The 12,122-nt window shown below is 40.7% G+C and carries 18 protein-coding genes; 2 read left to right on the forward strand and 16 right to left on the reverse strand.

The features are described from left to right. Position 1: 1 nt before the first annotated feature. From ABW51_RS00145 to ABW51_RS00170, 6 genes are all read right to left on the reverse strand, one after another. A complete protein-coding gene (locus ABW51_RS00145) occupies positions 2 to 577 on the reverse strand; it encodes a DUF2612 domain-containing protein (protein WP_053465037.1) in 576 nt (191 codons plus the stop codon). Further along, a complete protein-coding gene (locus ABW51_RS00150; protein ID WP_053465038.1) occupies positions 577 to 1,719 on the reverse strand; it encodes a baseplate J/gp47 family protein in 1,143 nt (380 codons plus the stop codon). The genes ABW51_RS00145 and ABW51_RS00150 overlap by 1 nt, the downstream gene beginning before the upstream one ends. Positions 1,720 to 1,831: 112 nt before the next feature. Beyond that, the gene (locus tag ABW51_RS00155) at positions 1,832 to 2,719 is read right to left on the reverse strand and encodes a phage antirepressor N-terminal domain-containing protein (protein WP_053465039.1); all 888 of its coding nucleotides are present in this window, start codon (positions 2,717 to 2,719) and stop codon (positions 1,832 to 1,834) included. 312 nt (positions 2,720 to 3,031) lie between these two features. Then, positions 3,032 to 4,189, reverse strand: a complete 1,158-nt coding sequence (locus tag ABW51_RS00160; RefSeq protein WP_053465040.1) for a type I restriction endonuclease — start codon at positions 4,187 to 4,189, stop codon at positions 3,032 to 3,034. Between the two features lie 128 nt (positions 4,190 to 4,317). Continuing rightward, a complete protein-coding gene (locus tag ABW51_RS00165; RefSeq protein WP_053465041.1) occupies positions 4,318 to 4,671 on the reverse strand; it encodes a hypothetical protein in 354 nt (117 codons plus the stop codon). 139 nt (positions 4,672 to 4,810) lie between these two features. Continuing rightward, complete coding sequence (locus tag ABW51_RS00170) at positions 4,811 to 5,455, reverse strand: Gp138 family membrane-puncturing spike protein (RefSeq protein WP_053465042.1); 645 nt, start codon at positions 5,453 to 5,455, stop codon at positions 4,811 to 4,813. 69 nt (positions 5,456 to 5,524) lie between these two features. Here ABW51_RS00170 and ABW51_RS00175 point away from each other — a divergent pair, with 69 nt between their 5' ends. Together ABW51_RS00175 and ABW51_RS00180 are read left to right on the forward strand one after the other, a co-directional pair. Then, entirely contained in the window at positions 5,525 to 5,845 is a 321-nt protein-coding gene (locus ABW51_RS00175) for a type II toxin-antitoxin system RelE/ParE family toxin (RefSeq protein WP_053465043.1), read from the forward strand. Beyond that, entirely contained in the window at positions 5,835 to 6,119 is a 285-nt protein-coding gene (locus ABW51_RS00180) for a helix-turn-helix domain-containing protein (RefSeq protein WP_053465044.1), read from the forward strand. The genes ABW51_RS00175 and ABW51_RS00180 overlap by 11 nt, the downstream gene beginning before the upstream one ends. A 30-nt stretch (positions 6,120 to 6,149) precedes the next feature. On the opposite strand, the gene ABW51_RS00185 is transcribed toward ABW51_RS00180, so the two are convergent. The 10 genes from ABW51_RS00185 to ABW51_RS00215 form a co-directional block, all read right to left on the reverse strand. Further along, on the reverse strand, positions 6,150 to 7,007 hold the full coding sequence (locus tag ABW51_RS00185; protein WP_053465045.1) for a phage protein: 858 nt from the start codon (positions 7,005 to 7,007) through the stop codon (positions 6,150 to 6,152). 2 nt (positions 7,008 to 7,009) lie between these two features. Beyond that, positions 7,010 to 7,168 carry a hypothetical protein gene (locus ABW51_RS10120; RefSeq protein WP_005654633.1) on the reverse strand — a complete coding sequence of 53 codons (159 nt, stop codon included), beginning with the start codon at positions 7,166 to 7,168 and terminating at the stop codon, positions 7,010 to 7,012. A 91-nt stretch (positions 7,169 to 7,259) separates the two neighbouring features. Further along, on the reverse strand, positions 7,260 to 7,568 hold the full coding sequence (locus ABW51_RS00190; RefSeq protein ID WP_053465173.1) for a phage baseplate plug family protein: 309 nt from the start codon (positions 7,566 to 7,568) through the stop codon (positions 7,260 to 7,262). 5 nt (positions 7,569 to 7,573) lie between these two features. Continuing rightward, entirely contained in the window at positions 7,574 to 8,353 is a 780-nt protein-coding gene (locus ABW51_RS00195) for a phage baseplate protein (RefSeq protein ID WP_053465046.1), read from the reverse strand. 5 nt (positions 8,354 to 8,358) lie between these two features. Further along, complete coding sequence (locus ABW51_RS10245; RefSeq protein WP_231625676.1) at positions 8,359 to 8,835, reverse strand: hypothetical protein; 477 nt, start codon at positions 8,833 to 8,835, stop codon at positions 8,359 to 8,361. A gap of 46 nt (positions 8,836 to 8,881) precedes the next feature. Further along, positions 8,882 to 9,334 (reverse strand): hypothetical protein, encoded by a 453-nt coding sequence (locus ABW51_RS10250; protein WP_231625677.1) that lies wholly within the window; start codon positions 9,332 to 9,334, stop codon positions 8,882 to 8,884. Beyond that, positions 9,331 to 10,449, reverse strand: coding sequence for a phage tail tape measure protein (locus tag ABW51_RS10255; protein ID WP_231625678.1), 1,119 nt, complete (start codon positions 10,447 to 10,449; stop codon positions 9,331 to 9,333). The genes ABW51_RS10250 and ABW51_RS10255 overlap by 4 nt, the downstream gene beginning before the upstream one ends. Before the next feature lie 150 nt (positions 10,450 to 10,599). Further along, positions 10,600 to 11,010: a phage tail assembly chaperone gene (locus ABW51_RS00205; RefSeq protein WP_042600671.1), complete on the reverse strand. Its 411-nt coding sequence runs from the start codon at positions 11,008 to 11,010 to the stop codon at positions 10,600 to 10,602. Beyond that, a complete protein-coding gene (locus tag ABW51_RS00210; RefSeq protein ID WP_053465047.1) occupies positions 11,010 to 11,441 on the reverse strand; it encodes a phage structural protein in 432 nt (143 codons plus the stop codon). The genes ABW51_RS00205 and ABW51_RS00210 overlap by 1 nt, the downstream gene beginning before the upstream one ends. A 59-nt stretch (positions 11,442 to 11,500) precedes the next feature. After that, entirely contained in the window at positions 11,501 to 12,094 is a 594-nt protein-coding gene (locus ABW51_RS00215) for a DUF4236 domain-containing protein (protein WP_053465048.1), read from the reverse strand. Between the last annotated feature and the right edge of the window lie 28 nt (positions 12,095 to 12,122).

A 12,122-nucleotide genomic window follows, 5' to 3' on the forward strand; every position in this document is an offset into this window, starting at 1 on the left:
TCTATATTAGGTTGAAAAGATATTGCACACCTGCTTGGCGTGGCAGTATATCTAAGTGGTTAATTGCGAATTTTTTAAAATCAGATGTGATAGCGCTTGGAACAGAGATAGAGACGGTCATATCGTAGTTATCCACGATGTGACAACCTTCACCAAAAATAAATAGGCACGCCTCAATTAAGTTTGGTAGCGTGCCTATTTGGTAGTTTTTAAGGATTCTGCATTTAATCAAGAATCGATAATCATCATCAGATAATCTGACATAATCAGACAGTGGGTCTCGTTTACGATACCATTGCGCACCGCCTAGCCTTTTTTTGCTAAATCCCAGCGCATTGGGTGAATTGCGGAAACCGAAAAATTTACGTAATTGATAGCCATTAATAACCCGAAATTGCCCGACGTGTTTACCGACTAAATCAAGCTGATGCCCTGTTGCTGTTTCAATATTCAACACATCTTGCAATCGATATAACTCGATAAAGCCTTGCCCGATAATGTTTTCAAATAGCTTAATCGTTGAGACGGCTTTTGGCTTGTTTCGGTATTGCCAAATTAACAAATCAGCATAGCCCATTATTTCACCTCGATGGTTATATCCGTTGCTAAAATTCGGATTAATTCACGTGGCTGTGCGGTAATATTTTCTGTGGTAAGAGACTGCCCTTTACGCCCGATTTTTAGTTCTTTCACCCAGAAACCACCCACTTTATTAATTGGCGAATAAAGTCTGGAAAGCGAAAGATTTTGCCCGATGCCAAAGCGTTGAATGGATAATAATCGTTTGATTTCATCCTTATCTACTTCGGTGAAGTCTTCATATCGAACACAACGCATAGATACTTGCACATCAACAGGCGTTGCACGGTCGAACCGTAATGCTCTACGCTCGCCATTTACCGTTAAAGTCGTTTCTGTCGCACCTTGCAACCCGACCCCTGCCCCTTTGTTTTCATAAATAACGTGAGCGATTTGCTCATCTGCCCCGCCATCTACAATAATATTCAAGGAGTTAGGTTCAACCCCATATTTATCACGCTGCTTAGTGTTATTTTCTAGCACTTTAACTTGTCTAACATCAGGCAATGCGGCGATTTTGGATTGGATAGCGTCCGCCGAATTTTGCGCATTTTTGGTTCGACTGATGAAAAAACGTTCTCTTAATTGTAAGTCGGTTTCTTCTTCCTCGCCAATTTCGGAATTTTCGAATGTGGTTGCCGAGGTAAGCCCAAGCGTAACGGTCTCAATGGTCAAATTCGTGTTTTTTATGAGGTTAAACGCACCCAATTCTTCGCTACGAAAGTCTGCACGAGCAGAACCATTGCTATCTAACTGTACATCTGCCGTTAATACCCACCGCACTTTATGTGGGTCAGACACTACAATCCCCGCATAAAGGTGAGTTAAAGGCTCCCCTGTCAAAATCACTGAGCGCAAATAGCTATAGCTTGCTGCTCGTCTTATCAATCCTGCATAAGCAACACGCTGATCGAGCCAAGCACCTGTCGCAACATCAGGATCTAACTGTCGATATACATTCTCGGCAAGCTCCTCAATATCCATTTTCATTTGAGCAAGCAAGCCCACCATTTGCCCATCGGGTGAGTTGGGCGATAGGTCGATATTCTGCCCATAGATTTGTATAAATCCATCTTCAAATCGCGCCACGATTTCGTTTAATCGCTCAATTTGAATGCCTGTTTCAATCAGTTTTGCCATATTTTCTCCAATAAAAAACCCGATCGGAAATGATCGGGTGGTGATTTTAAGCACGCCCAAAGCCGCTTACAGTTTCCCGTAAGCGGTAAGTGCGGTCGGATTTTTCGTTGTTTTATAGGATGTCTAGCTGAAAGCCTGTTGCTTTAGGGTTATAGGCTCGAAGATATTTTAAGACACGCCAGTTATTTCCTTGCTCGCATTCAAATTGCTCTGTAATGCGTGTCAATACGTTATGGGCCTGACGGAGAGTATTGCGATATTCGTAAGCCACGCCATAAACGGAAGCAGCATAGTGCGAGCCAATTTGTTTTAATGCTGGGTGAAGTACTTGGCAAAGTTCCGTGCCACGCAATAAAGCGAACCACGCCCAAACGAGCTGTTGTAGGTCATGCTCTGTAAATTCACGGGTGAATAGCTCATCTTTTTTCTGTTCAGTGATAAGCTCACCTTCAAGCACGATTCTGTGAACATACTCTACTGCTTCAGGGAGTTGCTCTAATGTTAAATCTTCGATTGATTCCACATTAAAGCGTTGATGGACTAAATGATAAGCCTCAGAATAAATTAATCCCTTTTTGCTCACGAGCATATTCACGGCATTGCGTAAGCCTGTGCGATCATCTACTGTGGTTTTACGTTCTGCTTTGCCATTAAACCAATAATCATGTAACGCTTGATAACACTCTTTTTTGTATTTGATTAATGTGTCACGGATTTCTGGTTTGCAACGATTAATATCAATTCCAAATAACCAACCGTTTAAATATTCGATTGGTAAGCAAATCATATTTTGGTTGCCGCCATTAGTAGGTATGATCATGACGATCATACCTTGAGAAAGAACTTCATCACGTTTGATACGTAATACTTGAGGTTCCCATGCAAGACCAATATTTTCACAAATTGGCTTCATAGCAACATAGTGATTGCCATTTTGTTCAACGGTAATTAATGACTGATTGTTGAATGAAATTGTTTGGGTTGAGATTTGATTAGCCATTTCTGACTCCTGTTTGATGTTTCTGAAAAAATTTGACCTGATAGGATCGCCAAGAGGTTCAGAAGTCGCAAACAGTCGACCGGGATTATTCCCCTTTCGGGTATTTTATTCTCCGCCCTCTCGGCATAGATAAGATGTGGTTATGTATAATGAATGTTTAATGGCAATAAAACAAACAAGGTTACTAAATTTCACGCATAAAAAAACCGCTATGCTATCGGGTGCAGAATTGCCGCTGTTTGTAAGGTTTCTGACGCCTTGGTAAAAATAATAATGAAAAAAGCCTGCTTTGTAAACAGGCTTTTGAAAGCTTTATTGCGATTTTTTTCTAAAATTTTCGTCATTAATACAATACTCGAAACAATCACGAATAATGCCACTTAATCTTAAAATATTCTCAGGGCAATCAATAATAATTTGGTTGCCTGAAATCTCTAATCCTGCTCTAAGTATTTCTTTTTGATGCTCAGGAGTTAAGTCAATAGGGACAATGATCGAAGGGCGTTGTTTATTATCATAGTAGCGCAAAATCCATCTATTAGATTTCCCTTGATATAAAATACCAAAATAACTCTCCGTGTCTTTTGCAACTAAATCTGCATCGCTACCAGCCCCAATAATCATTGTTACATACTCTAAAACTTGTCTTTCAGTATATGTAGTAATAATTTTACAGTTGTCAGGATCTACAACATCTGCTTTTTCATCATTATATTCCACCTCAGGAACCACAGCAGGTTCTGTATCAATGGCTTTTTTCGACAATCCAGAAACAACCATATCACTTACAGCTTTTTCAACTGCTTGTCTTACTATCGGCGTTATAGACTCGATAAAGCGCTGATTCAACTGTCTTCCAATATTGGAACGGCTTGCTATATAACGAACAAACTCACAATCAACCTCTTTTAATGATGAGGATATTGTTTTTGTAAATGTTGATAGGTAGATACTTTCTTCAGCTAATGTACGTAATGCCTCAGGCTGAAATTTATCATGACAAAATTGAGATAATTGGAATATTTTGGTTTCGTCAAGTGATTCAAAATTAATGCGCAAAAATGGCGCATCATCCATAATATTTTTATCTTTTAGATCTGTGAAAAATCGCCATTCACGACCATTGCTAATTGCTGCAACAGCAACTTCTGGAGTTGCATTGAAATAGCGTGCTAATTGTGGGGAATGGTTTGAAAGATCTTCACTGTAAGATTTAGCCTCAATAAACATAACAGGGACATCATGACAAAATAAGGCGTAATCTACTCGTTCACCATTTTTTGCTCCGACAAAATCGGCTGCATACTCAGCCTTTACCTTAGTAGGGTCATAAGCTGAAAACCCTAAAATATCAAGGAAAGGAAGAATTAAAGCTTGCTTTGTTGTTTCCTCAGTTGAACAATGTTGCCCCACTCTCATTACATGTTGGGAGTGAGCTAAAATTCTCTCTTTAAAAATTTGATCGCTCATTTTTATTTCCTCTAGAATAAATTTGATATCCATTCTATGAAATAAAAATATATTCTTTAAGATTTTTAATCAGAAATTTTCTATTTTTGCGATCTCCGTCACAAAACTTTACTTAATTTAACTTCACTTTAAGCGTCATAACGTGCGGTTTGTTGTTGTCCGTAAATATCTTGGTAATCAATCGATATGGTCAGCTTGCGTGTATCTGCATCAAAATTAGCTTGATAATCAGTTATTCTGCTTACACCTTCACTTTCCAACACATAGCGTTTTATTTTGATTTCCCAATCCGCCATATTTACCCCTCGCCCCATTTGTTCGAGCCAAGGTAAACCGTGTTCTAGGTCTAAAAACCAGTCATTAGCAAATGACCAAAGGCGAGTTTGTACATTTTGAGCAATAGCATCGGACTCTGTTGCGTAGTTCGAAAAGCCTTGCCCAAATGTCCAATCGTGATTGCTATCTATTCTGCGTACTTTCATTTCACCACCATCTAATTGCGTTAATAAATGGTGTAAGAATGGATAAGCCTAAGCAAATGATAGCAAAAGCAATCGCAAAACGAATTAAAGGAGTTGTTTGCGTTTCCATATCTAATCCTTTTAAGATGAATTTGTAACTTTATTGTGGCACGCCTGTTTTACCGCCACTGTCGCCTGTATGTTTATGGGTTTTCCCTGAAATACCGCCAGCTTTCACATCCGTATCGCTCGAGATAACACCTGTGGAGCTATGCGAGCCTGTTTGAGAGGTATCGCCCTGATGTTCGATATTTCCTTTAATCAAAATCGAGCCGTTTTTGATTCTGATGTATGTGCTGCCATCAAGGGTCTGCATGGATAACCCTTCGGTAAAAAATCCGCCAATAGCTTTCGGCACAGAGCATATGCCAGGAATAAACATCGCATCGGATAAATCATGTAGCCTAAAATCTAAAGGCGTTGATGCGCTGCCGTTTTGCCACCATCCGTCAATGCAACGCTCGGAAAATATCGCTATCCCCTCATCGCCTGCTTTAAGCGGGAATGTCACCGCAAAACCCCCGCCACGAGGAAAACTCACGGGTACATCAAGAAGTGGCGGTATATCTGCCCCACTCCCATCGACTAACTGCATTTTTATTTGTATGGCAAGTGATACAGTTTGCTTGACTGGGTCAAAACTCACCACTTTTGCCGGCAATGCCGTGTGAAGGCTTAATCGGTCCTGCTGGATTTGTCTATCTGCTGCTGTTTCAGGGGTGGCGAGTAATTGTTCGTAGTTCATTAAATATAACCTTTGATTTATATTTTAAATATGTTATGATTTGCATAACTTAAAAGTTATGAGAGTTTTATGTTCGAGTTATTATTTCACCCTGAAGCATTTGCTGAAATTGAAGCCTTATCTCCAATAATGCGAGCTAAAGCATTAAATGCTCTGGATAAGTTAGAAACATTAGGCAGTGAGCTTCGTTTCCCGCATACGCGCGCAATGGGTAATGGTTTATTTGAACTACGCGCTGGCAATAAAGATATTTCGCGCACCTTTTTTGCTTTTGCCATAGGGAAGAAAATTTACATCCTGCGCACTTTTGTTAAGAAAACACAGAAAACCCCACCGTCAGAAATTGAATTAGCTTTAAAACGTTTAGGAGAAATGACCGATGAAAGTTAAACCGATAAGTTACAAACAAGTAAAAGAGACCTTACTTCAAGACGAAGAAACTAAAGCACTTTATTTGCAAGAAAAACGTATTGAGGAACTGCAATCACTACTCCAAGAAATGCGTATTCGTGCAGGTCTCACTATTTCTCAAGTTGCCGAAAAAATGGGTGTAACTCAACCGGCAATCAGCAAATTAGAAAAGAATGCCAGCCGGGCTTCATTTCTAACACTACAACGCTATGCGCATGCTTGCGGTGCCGAATTGCGTGTAGGTGTCATTTAATATAAATGACTGCACTTAACAAAAGTGCGGTCATTTTTTCCTGTCTTTTTTGTCCGATTTTTTAGGCTTTTCTACCTTTTGGAACTTGCCGCCGACAACTGTTAGTTTGCTGTGCCAATCCCCACCGATACCATCGCCAGAATGCGCAAGTTTTACAATCTTATACTCCCCATTGAAGTACTCAATGATAGATTCAACTTTCACAAGTCCGCCAATTTGTAATGCTGGGTTGAGTAAACAAGTCAGCTCTAGTCCCTCATCAGTTTGCTCTGGCGCATTAATCATTCCTGTATCTTGAGAAATCAGTACAGCATCATCACTTAGCACTTTATCTTTCGGCAGGAAAATAAGCGAGCCATCTTGGATAGACCAATCAGCCTTATTATTGCGTGCAATTTTGGTGAGAATATCTCGACTATTGCCGTTTAATACTCTGCCACGAGGGAGTTTGCGCTGATTAGGAATGTCAATGGCACCAGTCTGCACTTTAGGCATGGTCTTTTGCAATTCCTCAACAATCTGTTTGTCTGTTGCTCCTGCTTTTAATGTCGTTTTAGCTCTTGACTGAGTATAGGCTTGATGCCCATCTGAACACTCAAGCGTAAGAACAAAATCCAACCCCTCTCGTTGGATTCTTGTCTTGGTAATATCTCCCGCATAGATTTGGCGTAACTCGCCATAACCAACGGATAAGGCAACTTTCTTATAGTCTTGGCTTAATAATTGGTTGATATGGTCTCGATTTAAGTTCCACACTTGGATTTTAGCGGGATTAGGCTTTTCATTGATGGTTTTATCGATTTCAAATGCAACACGTAATTGCTCAATGCTTAACGTTTCTTGGTCGTTGCTAATGTCCAGTTTCCAACGTCTGCCAAATTGTTTCATACTTACCACCAACGAATTGCAGTAATTAATTCAGGCGCACGCCATACTGCAAAAGATAAAACCACTGCAATTAAAATGGCAATAAATCGCCACGCTTGTAATTTTGATGTCATTTGCAATACCCCTTTAATTAAAATCAAAATAGATGTAAAATTATCCACAGATATATCTACTCCTTTCCTGCTTGTGGAATGGAAAAACCCCGAAGTGCTTGCAACGCTTCGGGGTTTGTTCTTAAAAGTGCGGTTATTTTTAAGATGATTTTTCGCCTATATACAAAAAACATCGAGTGCCCAAATCTTCCATGCTCATTGGGCCTAATTCAGCACCACTTTCATCGTCCAAATAGAAGAAATAAGGCTGCGTAGTGCGCGCCAATAATGGCACTCCGCACGCAAGCGCATGGCCTCGGCAAATCTGCTTTTGATTTACTGGCTCAAATACATCCATCGCCCAAAACTGTCCAATACTATTAAATCGCAAGGTTAAGCGGATTTTTATGCCGTTAAATTCAAAAGTTTGCTCCTGATAAGGATGTTGTGTTAATGGAATTTTACGCATACGTCTTACCACCATTTAAAAAGATTGAAAAGCGAGGAGGTTCTTTTAGGTGTATCGTTTTTTGGTTGAGTCGAGCCTTGCTGTGATTTTGTTGCGGATTGAGCCGCTGCTCTACCGCTTTTACTCTTGCCCGATGCAGATGATTTAGATTGAGCTGTTTTTGTCTCAACAATAAATATCTCACGAGCCGTTATCGTAAATGTCGCACTGCCATCTTGTGATTGATTGACCGCTACAGATTGGATGAGCATGTTCTTGTACAAGTTAATCCCTGTCTGTATATCAATGGTTTCCCCTGATTTCTGGCAAGCTACAAGGTCGGCATAGCATTTTTGCACTCGGCCATCCCCTGCACTGCTATCAAGCAATCCGCCTAGCCCAAAGTCAGGCAAAAAAGGGGCAATGGTTCGCGCTTGATTAAGGAGGTTCTTCGCTTGACTATACGCACCTGCCACTTGGCTAATCACTCTCCCCGCTCTTGCGATAGTTTGCGATGTTTGAGTGATAACCTTAACTGGCAAAGGGAAGTTATTAAGAAAGTCTATCCCGCCACGAATATTGCCGATAAACGGAAGGTCTAAACCAAAAGTCGAATGGTCGTGATCAACCATTATACCATTAATGGTAACTTGTTTAGGCTGAATAACCGCATGGTCAGCAATGGCTGCACCTGATTCAATCGGGTTTTCTGTAATAGATAAATCCGACTGATGGTCTTCTGTTGTAACCACATCAAAGGTAATTTTGCCAATCTTGCGATTGGATACTTGAGCAAAATTTAACATAGAGGTTACCCCACAACAGGTGAAAGTTGATTATTGATCGCTTGAGCCGATTGGTCTGCCACTGCTTTTGGATTGTCCGTACCTTGGATATTTTGCGTAATGGTGATTTTGTTGTTGCTGTTCTTTTGGCTATTGTCTGTCATGGCACCATTTGTTGTTGCACCTGCCGCAGCAACTTGTGGAGCCGCTGTGTAAGATGGGTCAAACATCATTGTGTCATAGGCTTTCGTATTTTGACTTGCCGTTCCTGCCTTTTCTCCACTATCACTAAACCACCCTTTCACTGTATCGATAATTGGTGCGATATACTTGTCATAGTATCCTTTAACCCAATCGAACGCACTTTGGAATGGCTCTTTAATCCAGTCGGTAACTTGGGCGAACTTGGCTTCGATAACATCCAAATCTAACTGTTCGCCAGTAAATAAATTCCACAAACCAACAACAATCGCAAGCCCAGTTTTAAATGGTAGTTCGAGCATATCCTTAACAAGAGATAAGGTTGCACCAATTGGATCGACGCTAAAATTATCGACAAAGTTTTTCCACGTGGATTTTACCCATATAAAGTGCGCTCTTAAATGGCTTCCAAAATTCACCTAATGCCGTTTCTCCGCCTTCAAGATAAGTGATAAAGTCATCAACAAGCAAAAATAAGCCTGCAATTGCTGCGATAATCAACGTGACAGGGTTGGTAGCGAAAGCTAATAACATTCGCCGACTAAACCACAATAACGCTGCTCCTAATGCATATATTACAGTTTTCCAACCAACTGTATATTCAACAACATTATCGATGGCTGCGGCTAACTCAAACAAAAATGACAGTATTTTGCCAAAGCCGTTGAGTGTGGCTTTGATAAACTCATTATTCTCTGTGAACCATTTTGTAAACCGTTCGGCTAATCGCTGAATGGATGGCGCGACACGGAGTGATACGTATTCGCCAATAGCTGTAAATGCCTGAGAAACCTGCGTCAACTCATCTTTAAACGCAGCGGCGGTTTCTGCATTTTCTGCGTTACCCCCCCAAGCGTGAGCGCGCTCGCAAGGGCGATTTGCTCTTTCAGCTCATCATTACCAAGACGCAAGGTTTGAATCATCGAACCATCAATGCCGAGTTTCGCAAGCATCGCAATTTGCTCTTGCTCGCCCATTGCTTTCATCTTGTCCGAGATTTCACCCAGCATTTCGCTTGAGGTTTTAACATCCCCATTCGCTTTTTTGGCGCTTAGTCCATATTGCTCAAATGATTTAGCCCCTCGACCGATACCCGTTGCCGCCTCACCTATAACACGAGATAACCCTTCAATAGATGATTGGGCAGCCTGTGCAGATGAGCCATTGACCTCTGCAACCTTACCTAAGTTGTAAATTTGGTCGGCTGATTCGCCCGTGACAGCCGAGAGTTGTTTAATTTCATCGAGTGCATCAAGATTAGCATCAACAAAATTCTTCACCCCGATTGTGGCAGCGTAGAAAGCTGCACCAAATGCCGCAAATTTAAGTGTGGTTTTATTAATGCTAATGCCAAGCAATTCAAATTTATTCAATAATCCGACTGCGCCATATTGGGTCGCCCATAAGTCAATGATATTGTCAGATAAATTTTCTGTGCTTTTGGCGTTATCTTCTACGGCTTTTGTATCTTTTTCGGTAGCATCGGTTTTCTGCTCAATCGCAGATTTGAGTTTGCCAATAACTTTCTCAACCTGCTCCGCACTTAATCCCGCTTCTTGTAACTCTTTTGAGAGCTGTTCGGTGTTTTGAAGAAAGCTCTCACCAAACTCAGATAAGAGCTTATCCCCCTCGATAAGTTTCTGCACCCACGCATCTAAGGCTTCATCTTCAGAAAGATTTTCTGTTTCGTCTTGTAGTTTCTCAAGCGATGCAAAAAACTCACTGAACTCAGGCATGTCTTTGACTTGCTCGGTTGCTTTATTCGCAGCCTCTTCTAGCGCTTGACCAAAGGCACCTAAACTTTCTGCGGCATCTTCAGTGCCGTCTCCAATTGCATTGAGGAATTGCTCAAACTGTTGCATTGCTTGGCTATCCGCATCAATGCCGATTTTAATCAGTAGTTCATCGAGTAGCATTGCGTTGCTCCATTTGATTTAATTCAACAATGACTTCATGAAAAGATAAAAGGTCGGCTAACGAATAAACCGACCTTAATTCGTGTAGTGAACAAAATTTTTTTACAATGGGCGTAAAAATAAACCAGTCAACTTTGCTGTCTGACTGGCTTATTTCTTCGCTTTTAGATTGGCTTGAATATTGCTCAGCAATCCGCCCCCACCGATAAAAAAATCAGCAAATTGATACATCAACCCTTCTTTTAATACTGGGATTAAATGCCCACGGTGTTGGTTAAAATGGCTATCAAAGCGTTCAGACAGGCGGTATAGTTTGCCATCTTGCTCGCATGAGGTATGTTTAAGCACAATATCCTCAAGCTCTTTAATGCTTGGGTCGCCTAAATTCGCCAATACAGTCGTCAATACGCTTGCACCGAGCTTTTTATTGTTACCTAATGATGATAAATCGACTGATTGCAATAATTTCATTGCATTTTTGAGTGCAGTCCATGCTGTCATCGCATTAGCTGGCGTCATCGTATAGGTGACATTTTCAATATTGATTTGTTTACTTTCCATTATTGGACACCTTTTTCAAGATTCATCGTCATTCTCTCAAACACAATCGTCCAGGTTGTCGCATTGTGTCCATTCCCGCGCACGTAAGGCGCAGGCGTGGTGAAATACCCTTTACTTGCCGTGACAACATCATCATTGATTAAGTCGCGGATAGCGAGTGTCATCGGTAAATAGGTTTTAATACTGGTTTTTTGTTGATTAAACAACTTCGATAAATAGGCGTTATCCTCAGAATGTTGTTTAATTTTTAGGGTTAATTTACCTGATTGGTCAGGGTTTGCGATAAATACGCCTGTGCCATTTGCACCAATAACCATTTGCCCTGCATCAACTTGGTTGGTCGCATTAATCACATCTGAGCCGTCTGCCCAGTCACTAATTTCTTTGCTGTCTAATAACACGACAACTTGTTTTGGATCGAAAACTGCCATAGTTTTTCCTTATATAAAAAAAGCCCCAGATGGGGCTTGTTAGTTTAGTGCGAAGTGGCTTAGTTGTTTTTTTCTATAACCTGATTAATTGCTGCCATAAAGGATAGAAAATTCGCATTTCTAGCTTGACGTCTGAAATAAAAAAGGTCAAAAAGCAACCACAATAATCCACCAAACAAAGTCAACATGGAAAAGAGTTTTAATATTGTGATCCCATATTGTTTTGCCCGGAATCTATCCACCGCTAACCAACCTAACCAACCAGAATAAATGCCAACATCAGAATCAGGGTAAACCTTAACGCGTTTGAGTACGGCCATTTTTTGAGTAGGTGTTAATGAGTTAAAACGGGGGCGAAGTATATCGCTCTGTTGCTTGGTAAAATTTGGACGTTCTGTTATGTATAAACGACTTAAATGATCAAAAGGAATATTTGGCACACCATCAATCATTTCTACGCCGCTTGCCGCACTATAAATCGGTATTCTGCTAGAAAGGCCTGTTCCTGGTATACCTACATTTAAGTTAGCTCCATTTTTACCAACATTAACCGACAACCCTTTTGCTCCTATTGTAGTTGAAACTCCTTTCTTGCCCAGATTGATATAGACACCTGGTGCAACTTTAACTCTCTTTCTAAAATTAATTGCCATAAGACCTCCTAAAGGAAAATATGACAAA

It is taken from the genome of Haemophilus sp. C1, from assembly GCF_001276515.1.
Taxonomy (GTDB): domain Bacteria; phylum Pseudomonadota; class Gammaproteobacteria; order Enterobacterales; family Pasteurellaceae; genus Haemophilus.

Bases quoted from the DNA above. Each gene is read 5' to 3' on its own strand.
- ABW51_RS00145 (WP_053465037.1), bottom strand. From the start codon at position 577: ATGGGCTATGCTGATTTGTTAATTTGGCAATACCGAAACAAGCCAAAA.
- ABW51_RS00150 (WP_053465038.1), bottom strand. From the start codon at position 1,719: ATGGCAAAACTGATTGAAACAGGCATTCAAATTGAGCGATTAAACGAA.
- ABW51_RS00155 (WP_053465039.1), bottom strand. From the start codon at position 2,719: ATGGCTAATCAAATCTCAACCCAAACAATTTCATTCAACAATCAGTCA.
- ABW51_RS00160 (WP_053465040.1), bottom strand. From the start codon at position 4,189: ATGAGCGATCAAATTTTTAAAGAGAGAATTTTAGCTCACTCCCAACAT.
- ABW51_RS00165 (WP_053465041.1), bottom strand. From the start codon at position 4,671: ATGAAAGTACGCAGAATAGATAGCAATCACGATTGGACATTTGGGCAA.
- ABW51_RS00170 (WP_053465042.1), bottom strand. From the start codon at position 5,455: ATGAACTACGAACAATTACTCGCCACCCCTGAAACAGCAGCAGATAGA.
- ABW51_RS00175 (WP_053465043.1), top strand. From the start codon at position 5,525: ATGTTCGAGTTATTATTTCACCCTGAAGCATTTGCTGAAATTGAAGCC.
- ABW51_RS00180 (WP_053465044.1), top strand. From the start codon at position 5,835: ATGAAAGTTAAACCGATAAGTTACAAACAAGTAAAAGAGACCTTACTT.
- ABW51_RS00185 (WP_053465045.1), bottom strand. From the start codon at position 7,007: ATGAAACAATTTGGCAGACGTTGGAAACTGGACATTAGCAACGACCAA.
- ABW51_RS00190 (WP_053465173.1), bottom strand. From the start codon at position 7,568: ATGCGTAAAATTCCATTAACACAACATCCTTATCAGGAGCAAACTTTT.
- ABW51_RS00195 (WP_053465046.1), bottom strand. From the start codon at position 8,353: ATGTTAAATTTTGCTCAAGTATCCAATCGCAAGATTGGCAAAATTACC.
- ABW51_RS10245 (WP_231625676.1), bottom strand. From the start codon at position 8,835: ATGCTCGAACTACCATTTAAAACTGGGCTTGCGATTGTTGTTGGTTTG.
- ABW51_RS10255 (WP_231625678.1), bottom strand. From the start codon at position 10,449: ATGCTACTCGATGAACTACTGATTAAAATCGGCATTGATGCGGATAGC.
- ABW51_RS00205 (WP_042600671.1), bottom strand. From the start codon at position 11,010: ATGGAAAGTAAACAAATCAATATTGAAAATGTCACCTATACGATGACG.
- ABW51_RS00210 (WP_053465047.1), bottom strand. From the start codon at position 11,441: ATGGCAGTTTTCGATCCAAAACAAGTTGTCGTGTTATTAGACAGCAAA.
- ABW51_RS00215 (WP_053465048.1), bottom strand. From the start codon at position 12,094: ATGGCAATTAATTTTAGAAAGAGAGTTAAAGTTGCACCAGGTGTCTAT.